Annotated in this window: 26 protein-coding genes and 3 pseudogenes; 10 read left to right on the top strand and 19 right to left on the bottom strand. The window is 64.5% G+C overall.

Annotated features, from left to right (window positions below; genetic code table 11):
• Positions 1–5: 5 nt before the first annotated feature.
• A complete protein-coding gene (locus ARTB_RS04795; protein WP_243177942.1) occupies positions 6–1,211 on the bottom strand; it encodes a glutamate--cysteine ligase in 1,206 nt (401 codons plus the stop codon).
• Positions 1,212–1,649: 438 nt separating this feature from the next.
• Here ARTB_RS04795 and ARTB_RS04790 point away from each other — a divergent pair, with 438 nt between their 5' ends.
• The 4 genes from ARTB_RS04790 to ARTB_RS04775 all read left to right on the top strand — a co-directional run bounded on the left by ARTB_RS04790 (position 1,650) and on the right by ARTB_RS04775 (position 4,735).
• Positions 1,650–2,096 (top strand): hypothetical protein, encoded by a 447-nt coding sequence (locus tag ARTB_RS04790; RefSeq protein ID WP_243177941.1) that lies wholly within the window; start codon positions 1,650–1,652, stop codon positions 2,094–2,096.
• A 96-nt stretch (positions 2,097–2,192) separates the two neighbouring features.
• Positions 2,193–2,579, top strand: coding sequence for an SHOCT domain-containing protein (locus ARTB_RS04785; RefSeq protein WP_243177940.1), 387 nt, complete (start codon positions 2,193–2,195; stop codon positions 2,577–2,579).
• A gap of 523 nt (positions 2,580–3,102) precedes the next feature.
• Positions 3,103–3,555, top strand: coding sequence for an SRPBCC domain-containing protein (locus tag ARTB_RS04780; RefSeq protein ID WP_243177939.1), 453 nt, complete (start codon positions 3,103–3,105; stop codon positions 3,553–3,555).
• Between the two features lie 286 nt (positions 3,556–3,841).
• A complete protein-coding gene (locus ARTB_RS04775) occupies positions 3,842–4,735 on the top strand; it encodes a response regulator (protein ID WP_243177938.1) in 894 nt (297 codons plus the stop codon).
• Positions 4,736–4,869: 134 nt separating this feature from the next.
• Here ARTB_RS04775 and ARTB_RS04770 read toward each other — a convergent pair whose 3' ends face one another.
• Positions 4,870–5,472 (bottom strand): TetR/AcrR family transcriptional regulator, encoded by a 603-nt coding sequence (locus ARTB_RS04770; protein WP_028276654.1) that lies wholly within the window; start codon positions 5,470–5,472, stop codon positions 4,870–4,872.
• 172 nt (positions 5,473–5,644) lie between these two features.
• Here ARTB_RS04770 and ARTB_RS04765 point away from each other — a divergent pair, with 172 nt between their 5' ends.
• Both ARTB_RS04765 and ARTB_RS04760 read left to right on the top strand, forming a co-directional pair.
• Entirely contained in the window at positions 5,645–6,718 is a 1,074-nt protein-coding gene (locus ARTB_RS04765; protein WP_243177937.1) for an alkene reductase, read from the top strand.
• 67 nt (positions 6,719–6,785) lie between these two features.
• Positions 6,786–7,499: an SDR family oxidoreductase gene (locus tag ARTB_RS04760; RefSeq protein WP_243177936.1), complete on the top strand. Its 714-nt coding sequence runs from the start codon at positions 6,786–6,788 to the stop codon at positions 7,497–7,499.
• Between the two features lie 202 nt (positions 7,500–7,701).
• Here the strand turns inward: ARTB_RS04760 and ARTB_RS04755 are convergent, their stop codons facing one another.
• Positions 7,702–8,568, bottom strand: a complete 867-nt coding sequence (locus tag ARTB_RS04755) for an alpha/beta fold hydrolase (RefSeq protein ID WP_243177935.1) — start codon at positions 8,566–8,568, stop codon at positions 7,702–7,704.
• Positions 8,569–8,615: 47 nt separating this feature from the next.
• The gene (locus ARTB_RS04750) at positions 8,616–9,614 is read right to left on the bottom strand and encodes an NADP-dependent oxidoreductase (protein ID WP_243177934.1); all 999 of its coding nucleotides are present in this window, start codon (positions 9,612–9,614) and stop codon (positions 8,616–8,618) included.
• 954 nt (positions 9,615–10,568) lie between these two features.
• Here ARTB_RS04750 and ARTB_RS04745 point away from each other — a divergent pair.
• Together ARTB_RS04745 and acs are read left to right on the top strand one after the other, a co-directional pair.
• Complete coding sequence (locus ARTB_RS04745) at positions 10,569–11,153, top strand: acetate uptake transporter (RefSeq protein ID WP_308197218.1); 585 nt, start codon at positions 10,569–10,571, stop codon at positions 11,151–11,153.
• 6 nt (positions 11,154–11,159) lie between these two features.
• Positions 11,160–13,139 carry an acetate--CoA ligase gene (acs, locus tag ARTB_RS04740; RefSeq protein WP_243177932.1) on the top strand — a complete coding sequence of 660 codons (1,980 nt, stop codon included), beginning with the start codon at positions 11,160–11,162 and terminating at the stop codon, positions 13,137–13,139.
• A 465-nt stretch (positions 13,140–13,604) separates the two neighbouring features.
• On the opposite strand, the gene ARTB_RS04735 is transcribed toward acs, so the two are convergent.
• Positions 13,605–14,006, bottom strand: coding sequence for a hypothetical protein (locus tag ARTB_RS04735; RefSeq protein WP_243177931.1), 402 nt, complete (start codon positions 14,004–14,006; stop codon positions 13,605–13,607).
• Positions 14,007–14,121: 115 nt separating this feature from the next.
• Between ARTB_RS04735 and ARTB_RS04730 the strand changes: the two genes are divergently transcribed.
• The gene (locus ARTB_RS04730; protein ID WP_243177930.1) at positions 14,122–14,364 is read left to right on the top strand and encodes a DUF6480 family protein; all 243 of its coding nucleotides are present in this window, start codon (positions 14,122–14,124) and stop codon (positions 14,362–14,364) included.
• A 12-nt stretch (positions 14,365–14,376) separates the two neighbouring features.
• Here ARTB_RS04730 and ARTB_RS04725 read toward each other — a convergent pair.
• The 4 genes and pseudogenes from ARTB_RS04725 to ARTB_RS04710 all read right to left on the bottom strand — a co-directional run.
• A pseudogene (locus tag ARTB_RS04725) lies at positions 14,377–14,682 on the bottom strand (SDR family oxidoreductase); the annotation flags it as partial.
• A gap of 103 nt (positions 14,683–14,785) precedes the next feature.
• On the bottom strand, positions 14,786–15,040 hold the full coding sequence (locus tag ARTB_RS04720) for a hypothetical protein (RefSeq protein WP_243177929.1): 255 nt from the start codon (positions 15,038–15,040) through the stop codon (positions 14,786–14,788).
• A 472-nt stretch (positions 15,041–15,512) separates the two neighbouring features.
• A complete protein-coding gene (locus ARTB_RS04715) occupies positions 15,513–16,208 on the bottom strand; it encodes a hypothetical protein (RefSeq protein WP_243177928.1) in 696 nt (231 codons plus the stop codon).
• Between the two features lie 254 nt (positions 16,209–16,462).
• Positions 16,463–17,905: a GAF domain-containing protein gene (locus tag ARTB_RS04710; protein WP_243177927.1), complete on the bottom strand. Its 1,443-nt coding sequence runs from the start codon at positions 17,903–17,905 to the stop codon at positions 16,463–16,465.
• A gap of 132 nt (positions 17,906–18,037) precedes the next feature.
• Between ARTB_RS04710 and ARTB_RS04705 the strand changes: the two genes are divergently transcribed.
• Positions 18,038–18,322 (top strand): SDR family oxidoreductase, encoded by a 285-nt coding sequence (locus ARTB_RS04705; protein ID WP_243178002.1) that lies wholly within the window; start codon positions 18,038–18,040, stop codon positions 18,320–18,322.
• 211 nt (positions 18,323–18,533) lie between these two features.
• On the opposite strand, the gene ARTB_RS04700 is transcribed toward ARTB_RS04705, so the two are convergent.
• The 10 genes and pseudogenes from ARTB_RS04700 to ARTB_RS04655 all read right to left on the bottom strand — a co-directional run bounded on the left by ARTB_RS04700 (position 18,534) and on the right by ARTB_RS04655 (position 25,188).
• Positions 18,534–19,775 (bottom strand): lipocalin-like domain-containing protein, encoded by a 1,242-nt coding sequence (locus tag ARTB_RS04700; RefSeq protein ID WP_243177926.1) that lies wholly within the window; start codon positions 19,773–19,775, stop codon positions 18,534–18,536.
• A gap of 463 nt (positions 19,776–20,238) precedes the next feature.
• Positions 20,239–20,376 (bottom strand): hypothetical protein, encoded by a 138-nt coding sequence (locus ARTB_RS04695; RefSeq protein ID WP_243178005.1) that lies wholly within the window; start codon positions 20,374–20,376, stop codon positions 20,239–20,241.
• A gap of 49 nt (positions 20,377–20,425) precedes the next feature.
• Positions 20,426–20,705 (bottom strand): annotated as a pseudogene (locus ARTB_RS04690) (aldehyde dehydrogenase family protein); the annotation flags it as partial.
• Positions 20,706–20,724: 19 nt separating this feature from the next.
• On the bottom strand, positions 20,725–21,330 hold the full coding sequence (locus ARTB_RS04685) for a dihydrofolate reductase family protein (protein WP_243177925.1): 606 nt from the start codon (positions 21,328–21,330) through the stop codon (positions 20,725–20,727).
• Positions 21,331–21,440: 110 nt separating this feature from the next.
• Entirely contained in the window at positions 21,441–21,998 is a 558-nt protein-coding gene (locus ARTB_RS04680; RefSeq protein ID WP_243177924.1) for a putative immunity protein, read from the bottom strand.
• A gap of 310 nt (positions 21,999–22,308) precedes the next feature.
• Positions 22,309–23,223 carry an SRPBCC family protein gene (locus tag ARTB_RS04675; protein WP_243177923.1) on the bottom strand — a complete coding sequence of 305 codons (915 nt, stop codon included), beginning with the start codon at positions 23,221–23,223 and terminating at the stop codon, positions 22,309–22,311.
• A gap of 56 nt (positions 23,224–23,279) precedes the next feature.
• On the bottom strand, positions 23,280–23,534 hold the full coding sequence (locus ARTB_RS04670) for a hypothetical protein (protein WP_243177922.1): 255 nt from the start codon (positions 23,532–23,534) through the stop codon (positions 23,280–23,282).
• Between the two features lie 75 nt (positions 23,535–23,609).
• The gene (locus tag ARTB_RS04665) at positions 23,610–24,644 is read right to left on the bottom strand and encodes an NAD-dependent epimerase/dehydratase family protein (protein WP_243177921.1); all 1,035 of its coding nucleotides are present in this window, start codon (positions 24,642–24,644) and stop codon (positions 23,610–23,612) included.
• Positions 24,645–24,677: 33 nt separating this feature from the next.
• A pseudogene (locus ARTB_RS04660) lies at positions 24,678–24,865 on the bottom strand (glutathione-dependent formaldehyde dehydrogenase); the annotation flags it as partial.
• Positions 24,866–24,957: 92 nt separating this feature from the next.
• Positions 24,958–25,188, bottom strand: a complete 231-nt coding sequence (locus ARTB_RS04655; RefSeq protein ID WP_243177920.1) for a hypothetical protein — start codon at positions 25,186–25,188, stop codon at positions 24,958–24,960.
• Positions 25,189–25,815: the final 627 nt, after the last annotated feature.

The raw sequence follows: 25,815 nt of genomic DNA, 5'->3' as shown, positions 1-25,815 counted from the left end.
AGTCATCAGGAACGTGATCTGGGAATATCCGTCAGGTAGCTTGCAGGCGCCGGGACCGCCTGGGCTGGGCCGTGGTGTTCGAGGCCGTGGGTGTGTCCCACGGCCTCGAGCACCACGGCGGCCAGGCTCTGTGTGCTCATCATGATCTCGCGCTGCCGGCGTGCACCTGTGCCGGCGCTCAGGATCCGGGCCGCTTCCGCGGTTACTTGCTCCTCGTCCCCGCTGTCGGCCAGGGCTGGCCGGATATGGGAGAGGAGGACCTGGACCGCTTCTCCAGCCGGGCATGGAATGTTCAGCAGGGGGTGCAGGAGGGTGTCGTCGACGCCTGATTGACTTGCCTTCCACGCCGCCAGGCGCAGTTGCCCGGCGGACAGCCGGGGCTCAGAAATCCCGGAGCGCCATTCCTGGGCGGCCCGTTCAACGAGTCCCCGCACCAGCGCGGCAATCGCGGCCGCGTGTGAGGCCTCCATGCAGACGTCGGCAATGCGTACCTCCACAGTCGGGTGATTCCGGGAAAGGCGCGCGTCGAAGTACACCATGCCTTCATCGAGGAGTACGCCCGTAGTCAGCAGGGATTGCACGTACCGGTGGTATTCCCGTTCTGATCCGAACCTTTCGCAGGGCCCGGCGGTCGGCCAGCGGCTCCAAGCCTGGTAACGGAAGCTTGCGTATCCGGTGTCGGCACCCTGCCAGAAAGGGGAGTTCGCGCTCAGCGCCAGCAGCACGGGCAACCAACGCCGGATCCGGTCCAGGACTGCCACCCCTTCCTCACCGTCGGTGACACCGACATGAACATGGAAGCCGCAGGTGAGTTGCTCCCGGAGCGTCACCCCGAACCGCGTTGCCATGTTCAGGAAACGGGGCTGCTCTACGAGGGTAGGAGTGGCCGGCATGGGACTGGTAGCCACGGCGACAGCTCGTGCGCCCACCGAACGGGCCGCCTCGTCGGCAAGCCGCCGGCCCTCGCGGATGCCCGCAATTACTTCCTGCAGCGTGGAACAGACAGGGCCAACGGCCTCGAGCTGCTCTTGCTGGACCTCCAAAGCCAAGGATGGGCCGCCACTGGTTTCAGTGCGCTGAGGGGCCTTGGCCAAGCACGCTTCCGCGGCGGGTACGGGCTGCCCCGTCGTGGCATCAACGAGCAGGAATTCCTCCTCGACGCCGAACGTCCTTGGAACCTCGCCGCCAGAACGGTTGGGTGGTCTTGTCATTGAAGAATTCAAGGCAGCTCCTAACAGGAAGGCCTCCAGCCCTGCCACTGCAAGGCGGCTGCCAATGAAGCTATACAGCCCTCCTCCACAAGCCATGATCACCGGCCCGCTCGCGCTGCTGATCCCCAGAATATCCCCAACAACAGCATGCCGGAAGGAAAAGCCCCTAAGACAGTCATCCAGACGCACCTGGCACCATCGCCCATACCTTCCGGGAACGGGACGCGTAACGACGGCCGGGATCTGCTGCTGCCCAATGTGGGTAGGAGATCCCGCGGTCGGCGCCCGGTTGGTGGCGGGGCGCCGAGGGATTCCGAGTGCTAGCACTACGTATCACCTTCCCCGGATGAGGCCCACGCCCGTGTTTCGGGCAGACAATGGTCGGACTTACGTGCGGCAGGGTTCCCTGCCGCATTCCATTTCGGAAAGGGGCCTCCAGTGTCCAGACCACACCCGATCCTTGCCGGATCGATCGCAGCCGGGGCAGCCATCGCACTGCTCACGGGCTGCGGTACGTCCAGCCCCGGCACCAGTGTCAGCAGCGCCAGGGCGGAGAAGAACGTTTCGCAGGCATGCGCTGCTGCCAGTGCCTTCGCCGGATCCCTGACAAATTTCAAACAGACACTCAAACCCGGTGCCACGATAGAACAGATAAAATCGGCACGGGAACAGGTCGCGAAGACCTACGACGACCTGGTCAAGGCCAGCCAGGACGTAGCCAAGGACGAAATGGACGCAGTTAAGACGGCCGAAAACAAGTTCGACGCAGCCGTCAGAGCCGTCCCGGATGATGCCACCCTTACTCAGGCGGCCGCCTCCCTGCGGGACGACGCCGCCAACGTCCAGGCCGCGGTCAGTGACCTCCAGGCGGCGACTAAATGCTGACCTCAAGGCCCCTCCGGGCAGGTCTGCAGCTAGCCTCAGTCCTGCCCGGCTGCATTCCCGCCCCACACCGCTCCTACAGAAAGCAGGGAAGTTGACATGAGTTTCTGGGAAAACTTTTGGGATATTTTCTGGTGGTTCTTCCTCGTATACGCGTTCATCGCCTTCCTCTGGGCGTTGTTCGCCGTCATCGGCGACTTGTTCCGCGACGACACGCTGAGCGGCTGGTGGAAAGCCGTCTGGATCCTCTTCCTGGTCTTCGTGCCCTTGTTGGGTGTGCTGGTCTACGTGATTGCCCGCGGTAAGGGCATGACGGAGCGGTCCATGGCACGGGCCCGGGAGAACCGGGAGGCCTCGGATGCTTACATCCGCAGCGTCGCTGCACCGAGTCCGAGCGACGAGATCTCCAAAGCCACGGCTCTTCGGGACTCCGGAACAATCAGCGCTGATGAATTCGAAAGAATCAAGACCAAGGCTCTGGTCTGAGAGCGCCATCGACCCGCTACCGCTTGGCAGCAGATGCAATGGACGAGGTGGTGTCTTAGTCCTCGACCAGGGTGCGGTGTCCTTCTGCGCAACCGCCAGACTGTCGCTCCATGCCATTGGGCGGCACGGTGGCCGGTTGCCAGCCGTCGAGGGCGTTCCCGCAGGCGGTTCGGACCGGCCGAGGCTGCGAGGAATAACCCGATCAGTGGACTCTCTGGCTGCCCACAGGAAGCCGGGCTACTATCCGGCTGTCACTCCGTTTAGAAAAGGAGAACCCCTTGTCTGAAGAATCAGTAGGGAGCGTCGTGCTGGTGATGCACGGTCTGCCGGCCGCGGAGGGCTGCGGTGTCATGGCCGTCCAGAACGCGGCGCTGTCCCTTGCCGGCGCTATCGGCCGTGGAGCCTGCCGATGCCTGGCTGGTCGCGTCGGCGGTCCGGTCCCGCGGCCAATGCCTTGGGTTGCGGGCTGATGTCTACAGACCAGGTGCCCGCAACCCGGCGCCCTCTCGGGCAGGGTCACAGCATGGCCAGGCACTCGGTCGGGGCCGAGACACTGATCAAAGCCCGAAGCTCCACCGTCTGGGACGTCATCACCGATGCACGGAACTTCACCGTCTGGGAATCCGGCATTACGCACATCAGGGGCGAGTTGCGCAACGGTGGCACCATCAGAATCCGAACCCACACCGGAGGGGAGCGCACCTTCCGGCTGCGTGTCCAGCAGATGCCCGGCGAGGTGATGACCTGGACCCAGGGCCTGCCTCTGGGCCTGCTCACCGGGGTGCGCACCTTCACGCTTGAACCGGTGGGCGGCATGACGCACCTGCTCGTAAGAGAAGAGTTCACTGGCCCGCTTTGCGGGCTGCTGCTCCGGGAGTTTGCGTCCGACACGCAGCAGGCTTTCACCGATTACGTTAGCGCGGTCAGGAAACGGGCCGAAATCCTCGGCCGACACGTTCGAACTACGGAGGCATGAGCGCCATCGGAGAAGCGCGCAGTGTCCAGGAGCGCCCGACGCCGCCCGAGCGTGCTCTGGGCCATACTCCCCGACGGAGCTCTAGTGGCGGTCTGAGGTTACGACACCGGTTGTCTGCGGAACACGTTCAGAAAAGTCACGGATCCACCCCCGCGGGCCCTTGTTGGGTCGGCACTATCGGTTTAGCGTGGGGCCTGTCGTGCAGTGTGCGCATGGATGCACGCTGGATGGGGACCGGACGGGATCATCCAGCACGCCTTCGGTGCCTTAAAAGCGAAGGAACGTAATGGCGATGATGGCTGAACCGGAAATCCACCCGCCGCCCCCTTTGGCCGGCCGGGGCGTCTATCTGCTGGATGACCACGAGGTCGTGAGACGGGGCCTGCGCCATCTCTTGGAGTCCGATGGTCTCAGCATCGCCGGAGAATCAGGATCCGCGCACCGGGCGTTCCGGCGAATCCCTGCCCTCCGCCCGGAGTTGGTCATCCTGGACGATGATCTCCCTGACGGTTCAGGTGCCGACGTGTGCCGGGCCATCGCTGCGGCGGACCCGACCATCCGGTGCCTCCTGATGACCGGAGATGCCAACGAAGCCGTGCTGATCGACTCGATTCTGGCCGGCGCATGGGGGTGCCTGTCCAAACAGGACGGCAGCTGCGAGCAGCTCAGGCTCATCCGCCGTGCCCTGGCCGGGCACACCGCGTACAGCGGCCGGTTCCGGACCGCGCTCGTTACCCCGCTCGTCGGGCCCGCAACCCAGTCCCTGGATAGGAGACTCCTGACGCTTACGAGACAGGAAATGAATACCGCCATCCGACTGGGGAGAGGGCTGACCAACCGCCAGATCAGCCAGGAGATGTCGCTGGCGGACAAGACCGTGAAGAATCTGACCTCAACCATTCTGAGGAAACTCGGCATGGCGAGCAGGACGCAGGCCGCCGTGTTCATCACCAGGGCGCTGAATTCTTCTGACGACCCTGCCGACGGCGGATACCGGTTTAGCCCATCCCCGGCTCTGATCGCGGAGGTCACGGCAGCGCTGCTGGCCTGCACCAGCGAGTCCTGCACCGTGCCGCCCACAGACGAAGTGCGGGCAAGGGGCGTCCGGCGGCTTACCGACGCACTCATGGCGATCCGGACCGATCGGATGGGACCCCACCTGCTGCCCGGCCGGACTTAAAAACCCGGAATGCCGCGAACCGCGCTCCCGGTGAGAGGCTGCGCATTCAGTACAGTAGCGGTGGCCGTTCTTCTGCCGATCCACGACCCCAGGCAATCGGTGGACACCGGCGTTAGTGCGAGCACTTGATTGTGTCAGCGAGACAGCAGTACGCCGACCTGGGTCCGGATGTCCTGAACAATCTCGTCGATGCTCAATGCGGCGTTCACGGTCGCTGCCATGCTGAGGAACATGATGGCGCTGACGATGCGGGCCGTCGTAGCGGCATCCTGCGCACGAGGCAGCTCCTGCCTGCCCAGGACGGCAGCGATGGCCTCCTCGGTCTGCGCGACGATGGAGAGGGCCTCAGCGTGACGGGGCTCCGCGGGATCACCGAAGACCATTTCCCGCAGGTACGTGCGTCCGTTGTCGACCTGGACGCGGTTGCATTCCACGATCGGCCGTACGATTGCCAGCACCGCATCGAGGATATCCGGGGTGGTTTCGGCATCAGCCCGACCTTGCTGAAGCGCTTCGGCGTAGTGTGCGTTCTGCACGAGGAGGAGGAGTTCGCCTTTGGTCTTCGCGTAAAGGAACAGGGTCCCGGTGCCGATGTCCGCCTTGTCGGCGATCTGCTGGGTCGTGACATCCTCGATGCCGTGCTCGGCCAGCAGTTCGCTTGCCGCGGCCGTGATGCGGTCCAGCTTCTGCTGCTTGTTCCGCTCGCGCCGTCCGACCGGCTGGGAGGCGAGAGACATGGTGATGGATCCTCCGGAATAGATTATGACTGCACTCAGTTATGAGTGTAGTCACTACTGTTTGTGGGTTTGAATGTTCCTTCGTTCATTCTCCCACGCAAGGGCCGAACCCCGGTGTTCCGTCCCGGCGGAGTGGTGGCGCTATTACCCCGCGACGAAAAGGACCGCACACATGACTTCCTCCCTCTGGCAACCCTTCACCCTCGGCAATGTGGAGCTGCCGCACCGGCTCGCGCTGGCCCCGCTGACCCGGAGCCGCGCAAACCCGGACGGCACCCCCGGGGAACTGGCCGCCGAGTACTACGGCCAACGCGCCTCGCTCGGGCTGATCATCACCGAGGGCACACAGCCGTCCGAGGACGGCCAGGGCTACCTGAACACCCCCGGCATCTACACTCCCGAACACATCGAGGGATGGCGAAGGATCGCCGACACGGTCCATGCCGGCGGCGGAGCCCTGTTCATCCAACTGATGCACGTCGGCCGGATGTCGCACCCGGATAACACCCCGCACCACCGTCAGCCCGTTGGCCCATCGGCGATCTCGGCCGAGCAGGACATGTTCACTCCAACGGGCCCGCAGAAGACGCCGGTGCCGCGTGAGCTGACTGCCGAAGACATCCAGGCCACCATCGCCGGGTTCCGCCACGCCGCAGCCTCCGTTATCGCAGCGGGAGCGGACGGCGTGGAGATCCACAGCGCGAACGGGTACCTGCTCCACCAGTTCCTCTCGCCCAACTCGAACCACCGCACGGACGAATACGGCGGATCCGTGGAGAACCGGTCCCGGTTCGTCGTCGCGGTCGCCCGCGCGGTGGCCGAGGAGATCGGGGCAGACCGGACCGGCATCCGCATCTCACCGGCGTTCCCGCTGGGCGGAATCAACGAAGGGGATCCCGCCGACGTCCGGACACAGTACCGCCACCTGGTCGGCGAACTCGCCACACTGGACCTTGCGTACCTGCACGTACACCACCTCGGTGACGACGAACTGCTGCGGTCCTTCCGCGACGCGTGGCCTGCAGCCATCCTCGTCGTCCGCTATGGGCGCGACCGTGAGCAGATTGCCGACGACATCGACGCCGGGCTCGCGGACATCGCGCCGCTGGGCCGCTTCGCCCTGGCGAACCCCGACATTGTTGAGCGACTGCGCACTGGTGCGCCACTGAATGAGGTGGACCCGGCAACCTTGTATGGCGGCGGCGCGGCCGGGTACACCGACTATCCGGCCCTGGCACACGCCTAATCGTCTGCCGCGGGCCGTCCGCCGCCGACCTTACATACCCCGTACCGATCAGAAAGAAGAAACAGCCATGCCCTCACTTAACGGAGCAGTCGTCCTCATCACCGGAGCCAACGGCGGAATCGGCACGCAGTTCGTGCACGAAGCCCTCGCCAGGGGAGCTTCAAAGGTTTATGCGTCCGCCCGCACCCCCCGCACTTGGAACGACGAGCGCATCGTTCCGCTCGCCCTGGACGTCACCGACCCGGCCTCCATCCAGGCAGCGGTCGAGGCGGCACCGGATGTGACCGTGCTGATCAACAACGCCGGCGCGTCGGTCTCCAGTGCCGGGATCCTCACCCACACGGACGAGGAGATCCGCAGGAACGTCGAGACGAACTTCCTCGGGCCGCTCTTCGTCGCCCGCGCGTTCGCTCCGGTCCTGTCGGTGAAGGACGGAGCGATGATCATCGACATGCACTCGGCCCTGAGCTGGTACGCCGTCGCCGGCATTTACAGCGCCACCAAAGCCGCCCTCTGGTCCGCGACCAACTCCCTCCGCCTCGAACTCGCTCCCGCCGGCGTGCACGTCGTCGGCGTCCACGTCGCATACGTTGACACCGCGATGGCCGCGCACGCCACCGGCCCGAAGCTCGACCCGGCCGTGCTGGTGCGGACCGTGTTCGACGCCACTGAGGCAGGGGAGTACGAGGTCCTCGCCGACGGCACGTCTGTCCAGCTCAAGGCCGGACTCAGCGCACCCCTCGAAGCGGTCTACCCGCAGTTGGTGGACACAGACGCGTAAGGGAACAACCGGTGCCACCGCGTTCACCAAAAGTGAGCGCGGTGGCACCGATGCTCTCACCCGAATCGATCGCCTGGTGCTTGGCCTTCACGTCACATGCCGGGATAGTCACGCTAATGGCTGTGCCCGCCCGTATTCACGGGCGGGCACAGCCACAGCGGCTCTCTGCTCTGTTGGCGGGATCTTGTCAGGTAGGTGCTGGTCAGTGGGCGAGGAATTCTACGGCGACGGGGGAGAACCTGTCGTGGAACTGGAAGATTCCGCCGTGGCCCGAGTCGGGGTAGATGATCAGCTCGGATCCCTTGATGCGCCGGCGCAGGTCCCCGGACAGGACCGACGGCACCATGCGGTCGTTGTCGCCGTTGGCGATGAGGGTGGGGTGGGTGAGCCTTGACAGGTCCGACGGCGCGGAGCGGCCGAACTTCCGGATTGCCTTCAGTTGAGTCTGGAAGGCTTTGGTGCTGATCGGCTTGTCGCGGTCGACAGTGCGCTCCTGAAGGCGCTTGATGAACGCCTTCGCGGCCAGCTTGCCGGTCGCGGTGCGGTTAAAGAACAGAAACTCCTTTGGGTCCGAGCGCGTCAGGGTCGCACGGAGGACGTCCCAGTAGGTGGTGCCGACGACCTTGTCGATGTCCTTGCCGCCCCGCGGCCCGGTACCGGCCAGCACGAGCTTGCGGACGAGGTCGGGATGCTTGAGGACCAGGTCCTGGGCGATCATGCCGCCCAGTGAGAAGGAGAAGACGTCGATCGTGTCGAACCCGAGGGCCTTGATGAAGGTGTAGGCGTCGTCGGCCATCGCCTCGATGGTGTCGGGAACCTGCCCGGTGGAGGCTCCGACACCGCGCTGGTCGAAGGTGATGACGTGGCGGTTCTGCGCGATGGGCTCGATGATGCGCGGGTCCCAGTTGTCCAGGGTCGCGGCAAGGTGCACGAAGAACACGACGGGGATGCCGGTCTTGGGCCCCAGCTCGCGGTAGGCGTAGGTAACGCCACCTGAAGTGATGGAACGTGTGGCGGCCTTCGCGTACGAGGTGGCGACGGAGCCATTCGGGGTGTCAAAGCTGCTCATGCTGGTAGTCCTCTAAGTGGTCTGTGAGGTGAATGGCTGCCGGCGGCTCAGGAGGGAAGGGTGACGACGGCTTTGCCGCGGAGGCCGCCCTTGGCCAGCGACTCGAGCGCCTGTGGGGTCTGCGCGAAGTCGAAGACCTGCCCTACGACCGGGCGCAGCACGCCGTCGTCAACCAGGGCGGTGATCTGGCGCAACTGGTCGCCGCTGGCACGCATGAAGAGGAACTCGTAGCTGACGCCGAGCTTCTTCGCCTGCCGCCGGATCCTGCTGCTGAGCCCCGCGATGGCCAGGCGCAGCACAGGGTTGAGACCGGCTTTGCGCGCGAACGTCGGGTCCGGCGGACCGGCGATTCCGATCGCCTTCCCGCCGGGCTTGAGGATGCGCAGTGACTTCACGAGGTTCTCCCCTCCGAGGCTGTCGAGCACCAGATCGTAGCCGGCGAGGAGCTGTTCGAAGTCCTGCGTACGGTAGTCGATCACAGTGTCCGCGCCGAGGTCGCGCACAAAGTCGGCGTTGGAGGCACTTGCGGTGGTCGCGACGGTCGCGCCGAGGTGCTTGGCGAGTTGGATCGCGATCGACCCGACCCCGCCGGCCCCGGCGTGAATGAGAACTTTCTGCCCCGGCCCTACTTTGCCTTGCTCAACGAGGGCCTGCCACGCCGTAAGTGCAACCAGCGGTAGTGAGCCGGCCTCCTGCATGCTGATCGATGCGGGTTTCAGTGCCAGGTCGGCCTCGGTGATGGCGATGCGCTCGGCGAACGTGCCGATGCGGTCTTTGTCGGGTCGGGCGTAGACCTCGTCACCGGGCTTGAAGCCGCGCACCTTCGCCCCGACACGGATGACTGTGCCGGCGACATCGTTGCCAAGGATCAACTGGAGCTTGTACGGGAGGATCTGCTTGAACTCACCCAGGCGGATCTTTTCGTCCAATTGGTTGAGGCCAGCTGCCTGGACCTGGACCAGCACATCGCGCTCGCCGACGGTGGGCTCAGGGACGTCCGCTGCGCGCAGCGGCTCCTTGTACTTGGTGACGACGAATGCCCTCATGGCGTGCTGCTCCTCTATGACGTAAGGCTTGGTGAAAAATGAGTCTAGTCAAGTTTGAGTTGACTCAGAAATATTGTCAAGTGAACCGTGAGGTGCGCGCGTTCATTTGAATGTTCCCAAAAACGTGGGATAGGAGGTTTCGGGTGAGCATCACACGGGCCGTCAACTCCCGTGCGCGGTGTAAGGTGACGTCGTGCTCGCGATGAAGCTGACGGTGCAGATAGGCTGGATCTGCCTCGCGATCGTTAGCTTGGCCATCCTCGTCTTTGGTGTCGTGGTCGCGGTCGTTCCGACGGGTGGGGACGCCGCCTTGTATCGTGCGGACGGTCTCGCCTCGACCGGACTCGGCCTTTTCGGGACCCTGATCGTGCTTGTGCCATATCGGCGCATCGAGCGGTGGGCGTGGTGCGCGCTCTGGTTCTACCCCGTTTTCTGGTGGCCCACCTGCTTGGAAACCTCCCACCCGGTACGGATCACATCCACCAGGTCGTCTATATTGCCCTCTCGTTGATCGGGCTCGTACTGCCTGTACGCGTCTTCTTCCCGCCGCGTCGCAACCCGGCCGCCCCCCTGAGTTCTTCCGTATCGTTACCGATCACTCTCCTAGGATGTGAAGGCACCCTTGGCTTCCGGGAGGAATCGTTCGAAGGGCAAGGTGGTTTTCGGTGACTCTTATCCGCGGATGCACCCATGTGCCACCGTTCGGCTCGACGGTTCGCCGAATACTTTGCACATGGGCGAATTGCTCGCCCGGTCAAGCAACCAACGAAACCGGGTTCAGTTTCGATGTTGGCCTTGCGCAGTCAGGAGTAACCTGTTATACGTCACCAGCAATGGTGCTGGTGTTGACCAAGGAGTCGTGCCATGAGTGTCGAGTCAAGCTCCGCGGCGGGGACCGTCCCGGCGGGAGGTGGTCGCAGGGCTGTAAATCCCGTACCAGCCCAAGACGCAGTTGTGTCTCCACAGGGGAGCGCCAGCCCACCCTTTGCCGATCCGGCAGCTTTAGGTCTGGGCGCTTTCGCAATGACCACGTTTGTCCTCAGTGTCATCAATGCCGGCCTGATCCCCAAAGCAGTCGAACCCGTTGTCCTGGGACTGGCACTGTTCTACGGCGGCATGGCGCAGTTCGCCGCCGGAATCTGGGAATTTGCCAACCGCAACGTTTTCGGTGCGACGGCGTTCTGCTCGTACGGAGCCTTCTGGCTGTCCTTCTGGTTCCTGAGCCAGTTCAGCGCGGGCAGTCTTCCGGCAGCGGACGCCGGCAAAGCTGTCGGCCTCTATCTTCTGGGCTGGGCAATCTTTACCGCCTACATGACCGTTTCAGCTTGGCGCGTCAGCATGGGTGTCTTTGCCGTTTTTGTCTTCTTGACCCTGACCTTCATTGCGCTGTTTCTCGGCGCCTTCTTCGGGGCAGCCGGGCTGTCGATGCTGGGCGGCTGGCTTGGCATCGTGACGGCGCTGATTGCCTGGTACTGCTCCCTCGCGGTGGTCGCCAACTCCACCTACAAACGGACTGTGCTTCCGGTGGGACGACGGTGACAGGCCATGGCAGCAGACCCAACAGAATCGGATGAGACCCTCGCAAGCCTATTGCACGAGCAGCGGCGCTTTCCTCCGGACGCCGGCTTCGCGGCGCAGGCCAACGCGACGTCGTCGGACTATGACGAAGCCGCCGGCGACAGGCTGGCGTTTTGGGCGCGGCAGGCGGAGCGGCTGGACTGGTCCAAAAAATGGAGTGAGGTCCTGGACTGGTCAAATCCGCCATTCGCCAAATGGTTCGTCGGGGGCAGGCTCAACGCTGCGTACAACTGCCTTGACCGGCATGTAGCTGCCGGACGCGGAGACAAGGTCGCCTATTACTTTGAAGGAGAAGCCGGGGACACCCGTGCCATCACCTATGCCCAGCTCACCCACATGGTCTGCCAGGCAGCGAACACGCTGACCGATCTGGGCGTCAAGCCGGGAGACCGGGTTGCCATTTACATGCCGATGATCCCGGAAACCGTCGTGGCGATGCTGGCCTGCGCACGAATTGGAGCACCGCACACCGTTGTGTTCGGCGGGTTCTCCGCGGACGCGCTCCGGACGCGGATCCACGACTGCGACGCGCGCATCGTCATAACCACCGACGGCGCCTACCGCCGCGGCAAGGCCAACGGGTTGAAGCCCGCCGTCGACGAGGCCCTGCTGGAGTGCCCGGACGTTCGCAACGTCCTGGTGGTCCGCCGTACAGGCCAGGAGGTCGACTGGACACCGGGCCGTGATATTTGGTGGCACGAATCGGTTGAGCTGGCTTCCCCCGAACACGTGGCCGAGACCTTCGACGCCGAACATCCCCTCTACGTGATGTACACCTCCGGCACCACGGGCAAGCCCAAGGGCATCCTGCACACCACAGGCGGCTACCTCACAGCATGCGCCTACACCCACTGGGCGGTGTTCGACCTAAAGGCCGAGACCGATATTTTCTGGACAGCCGCCGACATCGGCTGGGTCACCGGGCACAGCTACATCGTGTACGGTCCCTTGGCCAACGGTGCCACCTCCGTGCTGTACGAGGGCACGCCGGATACCCCGCACCAGGGCCGCTGGTGGGAAATCATCGACAAGTACAAAGTCTCGATTCTCTACTGTGCCCCGACCGCCATCCGTACGTTCATGAAATGGGGCGCCGAGATACCGGCCAAGTACAGTCTCAGGAGTTTGCGCGTAATCGGCACCGTGGGCGAACCGATCAACCCGGCGGCATACATCTGGTACCGCGAGAACATCGGGCACAACCAAACGCCCGTTGTGGACACTTGGTGGCAGACCGAGACCGGAGCCATCCTGATCAGTCCGCTCCCGGGAGTCACAGCGGGCAAACCGGGAGCCGCCATGAGAGCACTGCCCGGGGTCGTGGCCGACGTCGTCAATGACGCGGGCGCGCCGATTGCTAACGGCTCCGGCGGCTATCTGGTACTCAGGGAACCCTGGCCATCCATGTTGCGCACCATCTGGGGTGACAACGACCGGTACGTGGAGACGTATTGGTCACGGTTCCCGGGCCTCTACTTTGCGGGGGACGGCGCGAAGAGGGACGAGGACGGGGATATTTGGCTTCTCGGCCGGGTGGACGACGTGATGAACGTGGCCGGACACCGGCTCTCGACGACGGAGATCGAATCCGCGCTCGTCGCCCATCCGAAGGTGGCCGAAGCCGCCGTTGTCGGCGCCCTTGACGAGACCACCGGGCAGGCCATCGTCGCCTTCGTCATCCTGCGCAGCGATGCGGGCGACGGGGGACCGGAGGTCGTGCAGGAGCTGCGCGAACATGTAGCCAAGGAAATCGGCAAAATCGCCCGGCCCCGGCAGATCATGGTGGTAGCCGAGCTGCCTAAAACCCGGTCCGGCAAGATCATGCGACGGCTCCTCAAAGATGTGGCGCAGGACAGGCCCATCGGGGATGTCACCACGCTGGCGGACTCGTCAGTTATGGAGCTGATCAAGGCGGGCATGCCGGGCGGCGCCGGCGGGCTGCATTAGTTGGCAGTTTCCCAGCAGGGATCAGCTAGTCCTTGTCTCCGTCGATCGCCTCGGCCGGGAGTGGGCTGCGGCCTTGATGGCTGCCGGGCCGTTCGTCACCCACCCGACGGATCAACTGACCAACATGTTTGACGCCCTCGCCGGGGCGGACATCCCGGAGATGGCCGGCGTGCCGGGTTCCTGCGGGCTACCGCGGCCAGAGAAAGAATTGCCTAACGCGCCAACCGGCGCCCGGGACAGACACTTAATATTGGTGAGCCTTGGCGATCTTCGGGTCTACCGCGTCTGGGTTCCCTTGTGGAGAGCCGGGCTGTAGGCGATGTAGCCCTCGCGGAGCCGGACTGATTTCGGGCCGATTTGGCTGATATCTGCCCACAGAACGAGAAACGATCCGCGATGCCGCCAGAGTCGGCGAACCTCCACCACGTCACGACGTCTCTACGTTCGGGTCCGGGAGGGTGCCCTTCAGCTTCGGCCCATTTCCTTGGAGGGATCCTCGTCACCCTCTAATGGGTCAGCGCGGAGCACGTCCGGGTCCGGGCCGGGCAGGCCTGCCGGGCCCGGCACGTCCCGCGGAACCTCACGGACCGCACTGTCTGCATCCGAAACCTCGGGGTCGCCGGTTTTCGCCTCGCCGCCGGGGGCTGCGTTTTCGTCCGGTAGCTGCTGCTCGTCTTCGCTACGGCGGAGTGTCTCCTTGGCATCGTCCATGGCGTTGGACCCCTCGCTGATGGACGAATGAACCCGGATGTCCTCGTCGGGTGCGCCCGGCTCGGGCACATGCGCGTCATCGGTCGACCTGGAGGTCCCGGCCAGGTCCTCCATGGCGTTTTCCGCGGCTTTTTTGATGCTGTCACCAATTCCCATCGCTTTGCTCCTCACATCGCTTGACTGTTTCGGATTCCCCGCCCTTGACGGTTCCAGAATTATCAGCATGCTTACAAATAGTCCAGAGACGCCACACGAGGGAAAGGAAACAATCATGAGTACGTATCATCCCGAGAGTGACCCGGCCAACCCGGATCCGCTTCAGGAGGCGGATTACGGGGAACATGCAGCGCATCCGGACACGGGGGGTGATCCGGCCGTCGAGCCGGCTGCCTCGGCCAACCCGGATCCGCTCAGCGGAAAGATCACCGGGCTGGAGCCCGGCGGGGGAGTGCCTCCGGGAGAGACGCCCCCGGCCGAGGACCAGATGAGCCGGGACCAGGGCCACGACGAATAGGGGCCCGCTTGGTCATGGGGTGGTGCTGCCCCCGTTGACGTTGAGGGTTGCGCCCACGACGAAGCTGGATTCCGTGGAAGCCAGGAACGAGTAAGCCGGTGCCAGTTCCGCGGGCTGGCCGGCGCGGCCCAGCGGCGTGTCCTTGCCGAACTCGGGCAAAGCCTCCTTCGGCTGGCCGCTGCCGACCTGCAGTGGCGTCCGGATCGGCCCGGGCGCCACGGCCTTGACCCGAATGCCCTTGGGGACCAGCCGTTGGGCGAGCCCCTTTGTGAAGATGTTGATGCTGGCTTGGGTAGTGGCGTCGTCCACGAGTGTTACGACCGCCGGTCCAGCATTTCCAGCATGTGTGCCGACGTCGACGTCGTCGGCCGGAGCCTTGGCGGCATCCGCGCGCGGGCCTTGGAAGGTCGACGGAACATGCTCAGGCCGTCGCGGGGTAGCTGGCCAGGATGTAGTCTCTTGCGGCCTGTCCCGTAATCCGCCGATGGCTGTTGCGCAGATCGACGCCACAGCGCTGCATGGCTGACCGGAAGGTGACATCCTCCACGGGGGTGATGTTATGAAGCAGGCACCAACTTGTGTACAGGCCGTAGAGACAATCTGGCCCTAAGGGATGGTGCGTTTCGTCGGGGATGGTGGCTTCAAGGAGGAATCTTTCGAAGTGCGAGGTGGCCATGAGGGGCTCTTCTCCGCGGGTGCATTCTTATGCCGCCGTTCGGCTACAGCGGCTCTCTTTGCGGCCGTGCACCCGACGGCAAAGGGTCCCAACCCGGAAGGCCTGTCTAGGACTGTTCCGAATCTAACGGAGTTCCGGCGGCCCTGTCCAGAGCACGGGCCAAGCCCGATTCGACGAAACTCCGCGCGTCGGCGAGGTGAAAAGCGTTAAGGACTTTGGGGGGAGTGGTCGGCGAGGCAGCCACGGAAAGGGCCGGCACAAATTGACCTGCGTGCCAAAAGTTGGAACGGCAATTATGCGATGGTTTCTTGCTTAGGTCTCTGGAGGTGGGGTATCGCAATACTGGCTGCAGAAAGGCTCCGTTCCTCTTGAGGAAGGAGCCATTCCTGTCTCCCGGTACGAGCGCGGAGGAACAGGGCGCGTCGATCATCGAACAGCTGTCTTTCGTGGAGGGCCTGTTGCTGGTCGGGGGCTACTGACCAAGGAGGGAGACGGCGTGGGCGATGACGAGTGCGAGCAGCACGAACCCTCCGAAGGCCTCCACGCCCATCAGGGATTTTGCCCTTGGCGAAAGGGGCATCGTGTCGGTGGGGCTGAAAGCCATCGAGTTGGAAAGCGAAAAGTAGACGTAGTCGACAAAGGAAGCCGTCCAGTCCGTCTTCACGGAGGACCGGGCGGCAACTTCCTTCACTGCGTCGTGGTCTTCGTCCTGGGGGAACCGGAAGTCTGCCAGGGGCAGCTCATGGCGCGGGGCGTGGCGCCGGATGACTGGACCGCCCCGGTCAAGTTCCCAGTAGACCAAGGCGAAGGCGATGACGTTTGTAACCCAAACCTGGAGAGCCGCGAGCAGCAGCGTCGGCCCGTTGCTGTTGCCGGAGTTCGTCAGGAGAATGACGAGTTGGACGAGTGCTGCCTCGTTGGCCACGACAAGCAACAGGGCCTGGCCGACAGAAAGGTACCTAGACCAGCGGGTTTCACGGACCAGCCTGCGTGGATTCAGGACAATAAGCGGAATCAGCAGCGCCAGGCCGACGACGACAACGGAGTAGCGTACTGCCGGCAGGAACGTTGTGGGCAGCGTGGCGTACAGCGCCAAGGCGATGAGAAGGCCGATGACGGCGGGCCAACGGTGTTCCGCTCGGGCCCGCCGTTCGTTGTGGGTGGTCATGGTCAGGAGTGTAGGTCCTGACCCGGGACGGGAGCCGCAGAGTCAAGTTATGGTCCGCCCGGCGCGTCAGGCCAACGATAGATCCACCGCCGTGGCCTGCGGCGGCCGACGGGCGTCGGGAGCGCGCCGCTGCCGTCGGTCCAGGATGGACCAGTCCTGCCACGGCCAACGCACCAGGTGGGCGGGCGCCGCGGGACCAAAGCCGCTGCTATTGCACCCGCCCCGATTGTGTTCAGGCCGCTTGAAAACCGTCCTTACGCGTCAAAGTGCGTCCGGACCCTCGGGTCCTGAGAGACTGAAGCGACCACTGATGCGGCGATGTCCCGGAGTTTGACGTTCCGGGTGTTGGAAGCGATCCTCAGTATCTTCATGGCCGTGTCCTGGCTGCACCGGTTTTGCGCCATGATGGCGCCGCACGCCAGGTCGATGGTGGTCCGGGATTCCATAGCAGCAATGAGGTTGGTTTTCGCCTCGGCCAGCTGGCTGATCCGCACGGCCAGGCGAAGTGCTTTGGACACATGATAGGAATATGTTTCAACCGTGCTGATGTCCTCACCGGTGAATCCATGGGAGCGGGTGGAGTAGAGGTTAAGGCCCGCTTCCGCCTCGCCCTCAAGGATCAGCGGTATGGAGAGGCTGGATCCCACTCCGGCCTTCAGCGTGGCCGCGGTGTAGGTGGGCCAGCGGTATTCGTTTGTCAGATCAGGCACATGCACGACGACCTGCTGGCGGATCGCTGACAGGCAGGGCCCATCGCCAGAACTGTATCGAGTTTCATCCAGCCGGATGGCGCGTTCTTCGCTGCTGGCCACGGTCACTGGCTTCTTTCGCTGAATCAGCGTGATGCTGCAGAAGGCGATGGCGGGGTCGGCCAAGGTGACGGCGGAGAACTCGGCGAGTTCATCCAGCATCTCCTTCACGCCCTCAGTTTTCAGGACAAGATCCTGCAAGTGGTCGACGAGGAGATCCGGGAACAACAGATGTGGATCATCGGCCATGGGCACATTCCTCAATCGGCCCTGACAACGACCCTTGACAGGGGGCACCGGAGGACGGCAAATCAGCACGACCGGCAGTTCTTCGAGTATGCTCCGCTTCTGCTGCGATAACCAGTAGGTCCCGTCACACCCGCCTCGGGTCGCGGATGAGGCGAGTCCAGCGCGGAGAGCGGCATCGTCATCGCTGCGTCCAATGGTGCCGTGCAGCAGGCGGGACTGGATGAACTCACGCAGTTGTGCGCTTGCTTGGTCATTGACGATCGCACCACGGAGCATCGCCATCAGTGGTTGGGAATCGGTGGCAGGGCCCTCCCAAGCGTCGAGGTAGGCGCGGACGACGCGCTCCCCGCGATGCTCGTCCGGGCCCTCGAAAGCCGTGCTGAACCGTTCAAGGGCCGACGCCGGGACGGACATGACGGCCGCGAACAGCTTGTCTTTGGAGCGGAAGAACTGCATCACCTGGGACGCGTCCACGCCGGCATCGGCGGCGACGCGCCGGATCGTCGTCGCGACGAAACCGTCAGTGGCGAACCGGGCCGTGGCAGCGTCGAGCACCGCGGACGCGTTGTGCTGGTCGTCGGAGGGACCGGGGTGATCGGCGGCGGAGTGGTCGACCGTCTTCGTGCGGAGGGTGCCGTTGCGGTGGTTGCGTCGCGCAGCGGGAGCGGGGTTTCGTCCTCGATGCCCGCGACGATGCATCCGTCTCCGAGGGGGTCTCCACGCTGCTCGAACAACATGGTCGCCTGGACGGCGTCGTCGTCGCGGCGGGGCCAAGCGCGCAGACCCTCGATCCGGCGCGCAATTCTGACCCGAGGGAGGTGCTTGAAGCCCATGGATGCCAAGGTGCTCGGTTTTCTCAGAGTCGCGAACGCCGCGCTGGCGGTCACGACCGAGTCGGGCTATGGGCGCATCATCGGGGTCTCCGGTCAAAATGCTTTCGTCACCGGGAATGTGACGGGGGCGGTGCGAAATGCGGCGCTCATCATCACAGCGAAGAACCTTGCCGACTGCCTCGCCGGCACGGGTGTCACGGTCAACACCGTGAGGCCCGGCGTTGTCCGCGAGGACGCCGCTGCAAGGGGGGAGAGGTCCGGCCCTCCGACGTTGCTGCTTTGATCGCTTTCCTCGTGTCTCCGATCGCTGGAGCCATCTCTGGGGAGTCGATCGCCGTTGGCCACCGTGTACGCGGCGTCACCTCCATGTGATTGTCCGAACCCGCGGGCGAAGACATAGCCGCGTTCGATGACTGGATGTCGCTACGGCGTTCGTTCCCGTTCGGGGCCACCGCCTCCCGCGCGCGGTGTGCGGGACATGCGAGCCGCAGCCGCTACCCGGGAACTGCACCCTGGTACAGGGTGAACTGGTTGGCCTGCTCCATGAACGCGTGGCCGACAATCGGCCCGTCGACCGAGCCGGTACGGACCCACATCGCGGATTCAACAAAGCTGTAGGGATTGTTCCCGTAGGGCGGGTAGCCCCAAGGCATCTCGTAGTTGTCGAAGACGCTCGTGAGGTACCAGATCCCGAAGGTGCTGGTCAGTCGTACCTGAGTGGCGATGTTGCGCCCGCTCACCGGAGATTTCCAGGTCTTCAACGCTTTCCACTCCGCATTGTTCCCCACATGAAAGGTAAGGCTGCCCTGCGGTGTGCCGTTGGGCGTCCCAAACGAGTTGCGGCCGATCTCCAGAATCGGTTGGAGCGGAGCCGATCCGTTGGGCGCGCCGTACCACTGGCGCCAGGTGAAGACGGTGCCATCGTTGAACGTCAGCGCCCCCCAGGTATACGCAGTCGTCCACACCTGCTGCCCGGAGTTGAAGTTCCCCCACTGGTGCTCAAACCAGATCGTGCCGGTGAGATGGCGGGTCTTACCGCCGATGGTGACGGTGCCCTTACTCTTCGAAATCGGACCGGTGTAATAGTAGGACAGCGCGTACATGGTGGCGGGATCCAGGTTCTGCCCGTTCCAGGGGATGTTCTGGTTCTCAAAGCCGCCCAGCCCGACCGGCATGTAGCCGTACGGTGACTGGGCCGTGTTCTCCATGTCCATGGCGATGGGCGAGTCCCCGTTGTTTGCGGCGACACCCGTGAACTGGAAGCGCCACGTGTCCGGCTCGGCACGGTACACCGTGGTGATTTCCACGTTCTCGCCCTTGGCGCTGTACTGGAAGTCGTCCGGCGAGGTCGAGTCCGGCGGCTGTGTCGCGTGCAATGAGCCAACAGCGGTCGGCTGGTGCGCCCAGATCAACTCCTGCTTGGCGAAGTCCCCGAACGAGAAGCTGACGCCTTGCTGCCACAGCGAGGGCCCTCCGGGCGCACTCGGGTTGTTCGTGAGGTTATAGAAAATGCCGAACTTTTCCCCGGTGTCGTCATCGGTGAAGAAGCCGGTCCAGTAGTGCCACTCCTGGAAATGGCCGGTGTCGAAGATTCCGCCCGTGTGCCATTTGTGGTCCTGCGGCAAGAGGTACAGGGCATGGCCGCTGACTTCCTGGAACGGGCCAGCCTCCCCGGGGGCTGCCGCGCTGGCCCGAGGGGCGGCACCGGCCCCCAACAGACCCGCCGTGGCGGCCATCGCCAGACCCGATCCCAAGACCCTGCGGCGGTCAATTCCTGGTCCTGACGCGCGGGCGACGTCCGCACGTTCACCTCCGCCCTCGATCACCGGGCGCGATGGTTCTGCTCTTTACTCTCATACATGGCTAAACCTCCTGGTGGACCCCCACGGTTTTCGTCGTCTGCGGTCGACAAATCGAGGATCCGTCGCGGGTCTGCGGCGCTGGTTGGCCGGTTCGAACGCCGCGCATCAAACGCTCCGTACGAGAGAATGGCTGATCCGGCCCTCCGGTTCGAGCCTTTCCCGCGGAGGTTGGTGCGGCCACTGAGGGGTGGCCGCCGTTCACCATTCCGTACCGGCTTGGGATTGTGGTCAACGTCGGGGTCGCACTTAGGAATCCAAGCCTCAATCCTGCCTGGTGCGGCCGGGACCGGTGCGGCCACGCTCGCAACCGTCACGTGAGGGTTCGCCCCGACCACCATCAATCCAGTAATACTTGCGGCGACGAGCGGGCCAGCGCTTCGTGATTCACGTCGACCTCGGCTTCGCCACGCTTCCACTTGGCAATCTGCCGGGAACCCGTCAGTTCGAAGTCTGCTCGGATCCCTTCGTCCAGCATTACCCCGGATGATCTCGCAGGGCAAGACCCGCAAATTCAGAGTGGACCAGTCCGAGGACCAGACAGAGGCTCCGAGTCCGACGTCGAGGGCGTTAAGCCATTGCAACAGCCTCATCAACCGTGCTGTAACGGACGATCGGCAGGGCAGGGCCGAACTGCTCCTCGGCCACCAGGAGGTTGTTGTCGTCGATGTCGGCTATGAGCGTGGTGGGGTAGAAGTAGCCGGGCTGGTCGGTGTCCGGGTTGCCGCCGAGCAGGACACGGGCCCTGGAAGCCTTAGCCGCTTCCACCAGGTTGTCGACGACGTCGTACTGTCTGCTGCGCGGGAGGCCGGCAGCGTGTTCGGAGTCAGCCGACGCGGCGGTAACGGATGTGGGTGGCCAGCGGTGAGTGAAGCACCTCGGCGGGCTCGAAGCCGAAGGATTCAACGCCGTCGAAAATACGCTCGCCCGAACCGAGCAGGACCGGTGCGATGTCGAGGGTGAGCTCGTCGATGACGCCGGCGATCAGTGCCTGTCGGACGGTCGAGGCCCCACCGGCGATGTCCACGCCTTTGTCGCCGGCGGCTCGGCGCGCTGCTGAGTAGGCCCCGTCGAAGCCCTCGGTGACAAAGTGGAAGGTCGTCCCGCCCTCCAGCTGGATCGGGTCGTGTCCGTGGTGGGTCAGCACGAATACCGGCGCGTGGTACGGCGGTTCGGCTCCCCACCACCCGGTCCATTCCTCATCCCAGTCCCCGCGGATCGGGCCGAACATGTTTCGACCCATCACGTATGCGCCGCGCGGGCGCATGAGCCACTCGTTCGCGACCTTGTCGGCATCGTTGGCGCGCGGGTCGCCGATGTGCCAGCCGTGCAGTTCCAGCCCCCGCTTGCCCAGGGGGTTCTCGCGGCTCTGGTCCGGCCCGGCGACGAAGCCGTCCAGCGAGATCGACATGTGGCAGGTGGTGTCCGGCATCGCGAACCTCCTGAGTGATTGCGACCTGCGTGCGGTCGTGTGGGGGATTCTGGGGATCGTAGCAGGTGATGGCTTCCTCGACCACCGTCTCCGGCGAATGGTCGCCTCGTTCAGCTGGAGGAGGCAGGCCGGTCGGGGCGGGCCAAGTCGGCCTGGATCGTGCGGATGATCGAGGCGAGGATTCCGGATGCGAGAAGTCCTGGCCCCAGCGGACCGGCGGAATTCGCGCCCAGCGGTGGCAGGCGCCGGAGCGCGGACCGGGCTTCGGCACTCATGTGCTCGAGTTGCCAGTGGATCTCGTCGTCGATCGTCTGGGGTCGATCGGGCGCCGCGAGTCCGGCCGCTTTCGCGGCATACGCCGCTGCCCCCAGGGCGTGCGCTCCCATGTGGGCGACGGCGGCGGCTTGCGTGGCGGACCGGGCGGCAGCCACCGCAGCAGGGCTGGTAACCTCGCCTGCGGCACGGCCGGCCACAAACCGCCGGCGGATCTCGTCGGCGGCACCGAGCTCACCGCGAGCGAAGGCCCGGGCCCGGGAGATGGCGTCGCGGGGGCGACCATCTGCAGGAGCCTCGGCCTCAAATAAAGCCACCACCCGCTCAGCGCAGTCTGCGGCCCAGCCCGCGACGACGCGGCGCTCGGGCTCACTTAGCGTCTGCGGAGAAGCCATATCAGCACCATACACACGCCTTGCAGACCGATCGGCTTACGGGCATTGCGATGCACGCGAATCTCGGTCTCGATACTTGGGCATGTCTGGATTCCCGGCCGGAACCCTGGACATGACTTGGGTGGGCCGGAGCCGCCCCGGAACGCAATGCAGCCTGTTCCGGCTGGAGGCCTCTACCGGGTGGGGTCGCAGTCTGGGTTCCAAGCCCAGGGATTTCGCGCCGGGCGCCAGGGTAGTGGGGCTCGGTTATCTCCGAGCCCCACTCGTCCAGGTGCTGGCATTCGGAGCAGACCGTCCACTCCGGGTGATGTCAGTGCTGCCCCAAGCTGCCTCCAGCCGGCGGGATGGCGCCTGGTCCGCCTCCCGTGCCTCGCTCCCGCTCCCGGTCGGGCTCACTCAGGCCATCGCTCGCGGGGGTCCCGTCACCATCACCGTCGGTATCTATGAGGCCATTGGTCTGATCGAAAGGCTTCTCGGTGGGTCGGTCAACGACCGTGTCATTCGCCGCCCTGCTTGTGCCCTGGGCGGATCCCTCACCCGGGAAGACGCTTCCGGTGGTTCCTGTGGGCGGCACGGTTGAGGCTGCAGTGTCATTCCTGGGCGCCGATTCGCCGGCTGCTTCGTTTTGGCCGGTTGCTGCCGCAGCGACACCCGCGGCGGCCGCAGCAGCTAGTCCGGCCCCGGCAATCACCTTGCCGGATACGCCCGCTTTGCCGCTGTCCCCCCGCGAGCCGGCCGCCGCGTCGATGCCCGGAGTATCGGTCGAGGCCCCCTCGCTGACAGTTCCCCGCCAGGCTCCGGTGGCGTAGCCCTCGTCCTCGATAAAGGTTTTGAACCGGTTGAGGTCCGCCTCGGCCTGCTTGGCCACAACATCAAGTTTGTCGCCAACCTTTTCCACGATGCCTTCGGGCTCGTAGTCGAGGGTCAGCATGACCGACGTTTGGCCGCCGCCGACATCTTCAAACATCACCACGCCGGCATTGGTTGCGCCCTCTGTGGCTGCCCAGGCCACCTTTTGGTCAGGTATCTGCTCGAGGATTTTGGCCTGCCACTGCCGCCGTACCCCGGCGATTTCCGCAACCCACTCCAGGCGGTCGTCGCTAAGTTGTTTTACGCTCTTCACCGCACCCATGAAATGCGGGAAGTCTTCGAACTGGGTCCACTGGTTGTAGGCCACGCTCACGGGAACGTTGACCAGGACACGCTTTTCGACTCGAGTGCTCACGTTATCTCCTTCGGTTTCGTCCACACTTGCTGAGAGCGAATTGATCAGCATGCTTATTATATTCGCTGTTGTTCGCAACTGCCAGAGGCTCCGGTAGAGACCACCCAGAACGGGGTTTCCCATGAGCTTCTGCCAAACGCAAGGCGTCCCGGAGTTTCAGCCGGATTTCCGAGCGCCGAGCTGGTCACCTGCGGGGGCGTTGCGGCACTGGCATCCGCCTGGACCGGCATGAAAGCCATGCCGCCAGCAAAGAGGAACGAGACCACGGTGGCGCGCACGATTTTCGCCATTGCATTTTGTCTCTGTTGCATGATGTCTCCCTTTTGCGATTGAGAGAATATTCAGTTTTAGTCGGCGGGTCCGGGGGCGTCGGGCTGCGTGGACCGTTACCGCGGCGCGAGCGGGGGCGAAGTCTCCCGGCCTTTGCCGGACCCCAGGCCGTCCAGCATTTCGGTCAATGACTCGAGCGAGGACCGTCGTGGGGTCCATCCCAGGAGGTCGTGCGCCCGCGCGGTATCCATGACGGGTGCGCCGGACGCCATGTCAATCCACCCGCCGTCGGTCGCTTGCAGCCGCAAGCGCCAACTGACCTCGACGACGGCGCGCAGTACCGGAAGCGGTAACGGCATCACCCGGCGAGCATTGAAAACCCACCCCAGCGCATTGGGATCCAGGAAGGGTTCGGCCGCGATGTTGAAGGCACCGCGAGCCCGCCTCTGCAGCACGCGCCAGTAGGCGTCCGCGACGTCGGCGGCGTGCACCGCCTGGAAAACCAGCTCCTGCGGAATGGGCACCACGGGCAGCCGCGGCCTACGGGGAACGAGCCGTGCCAGGACACTGCCAAGAAAATAGCGGCCCACCTCGCTCCCGGCCTCTGCGCTGAACGTCAGCGCGGGTCGGAGCCGTGCCACGACGACGTCGGGGTTCTCCTTTGCGAAGCCGTCCAAGAGCTTCTCTTGCGCAGCCTTGTCCTCGCTGTAATGGGAGCCCTGGATGCCGCCGGCCGGCCAGCTCTCCTTGGTCCTCGGGGATTTGGGAGCGGGGGAGTAGGCGCCCACTGACGATGCGCACACGACCTGCCCGGTTCCGGCGGTACGGGCTGCCGCAAGGACCTGGGCAGTCCCCGCCACGTTGGTCCGGCGAAGGAGCTCCCGATCATGATTGGGCTGGATCAGCCACGCCAAGTGGACCAGGGCGTCGGCCCCGGCGAGGGCCGTCTCCAAGGCGGACTGGGCACTGGGGGTCCCGAGATCTATCGAATGCCACTCCACGTCGCGGTACGGGGCCGCGTCCTTCTCGGGTTCGCGGCGGGCAACACCGACGAGGTCAAGACTGGCGTCCTCCTCGGCGCGGGCTTCCTGGAGGCGCTGCAAGAGTGCCGTACCGACGTGTCCCGTGGCTCCGGTTATGACAATGCGCATGCGTTCTCCTCAGTGTGATTTGAGGGGGATAACTCACCCTTGCTCTGGAGAGCAGGGCCTGAGTACAACCGTGATGCAGCCATCTTGTTTCTTCTGGAACTTCTCATAGAGTTCTGCCGCCTCTTCCAGTGAACCCCTGTGGTGACTGGATGCATGACTCCCAGCGGATCACGGTCGGCTTCCACCGGGGGGAGCAGATCGTCGGTCCACCTGCGCACATTGCTGGGCCGCTCCACCTGCTGAGGGAACTCGTGGATACCACCCACCCAGTCGTCCTAGGGGCCGGGACCATCGGGGGCCATTTTTCTCCTCCTTATTGAGGCGTCGCCGACGTACCCTCGAGGAGTCGGACCCGTGCGCCGGGCATACCTATCAACGCTGCCGATGCCTTGTCGTCTGTCTCCAGGTCGAGGTGGACAAGCCGGTCCTGGCGGCGCTTGGCTACGACTGCGAAGTTGGCGCCGGCCAGGCATAGGACCTGCCCCTGAAGGACATCGCGGAGCCTGTACTTAACTGTGCCTGCGGCGTCTTCCGTTTTGGTCATCTACTCCTAAACCTCCCGTTTGGACGCGAGTGCGTGCCCCGTGTTGGGCAGAACCCGAATTGGTGGCCCTTTCCGTCGACGTCGAACCCGATCGTCACAAGTATTTAATCAGCATGCTTAGTAGTTCGCAAGGCGAAAAGGGAGCGCCGACTTCGGTCCAAGAAAGGGGCAGCCGGGTGCTGGAGTGAATGCCGCAAGCTGTGTTCTTCGGCGGCGGAGCCGAGCCTCGACACGCTGGGTGGGAAGGCCTAGCGTGGGGTCATGAGTGAGGTTCCTGAAAATGATGCGCCCGCACCGACGAAACGCGAATCTACTGAAGCCGACGGCGCTGGCATCGATGGTGAGGCGTTCTCTCCGGTGGTCGATCCGGACCATGCCCCGGCACCGACGCCCCGGGGCGGCGAGGCGGCCACAGGTGGAGAGCCGATCGTACCCGGCGCAATGAGTGTCGGCGGAAGCGGTGGAGGCCGTCACATCGCAAGGGACCCGAGGGAGGATCAAGGTACTGTCGCGGGTCCCGCGCCGGGACCTGAGGTGTCCCCGCAGCCCTGACGTGCAGGAATTCCTGACAGGGCTGGCAACGATGGCCGCAAGGCAGGTCTCCACCTCGCGAACGGAGAGCTGTGC

It is taken from the genome of Arthrobacter humicola (assembly GCF_022803015.1).
GTDB lineage: Bacteria > Actinomycetota > Actinomycetes > Actinomycetales > Micrococcaceae > Arthrobacter > Arthrobacter humicola_A.
Note: the sequence above shows the minus strand (reverse complement) of the source record. Positions and strands in the feature narration are given on the sequence as shown.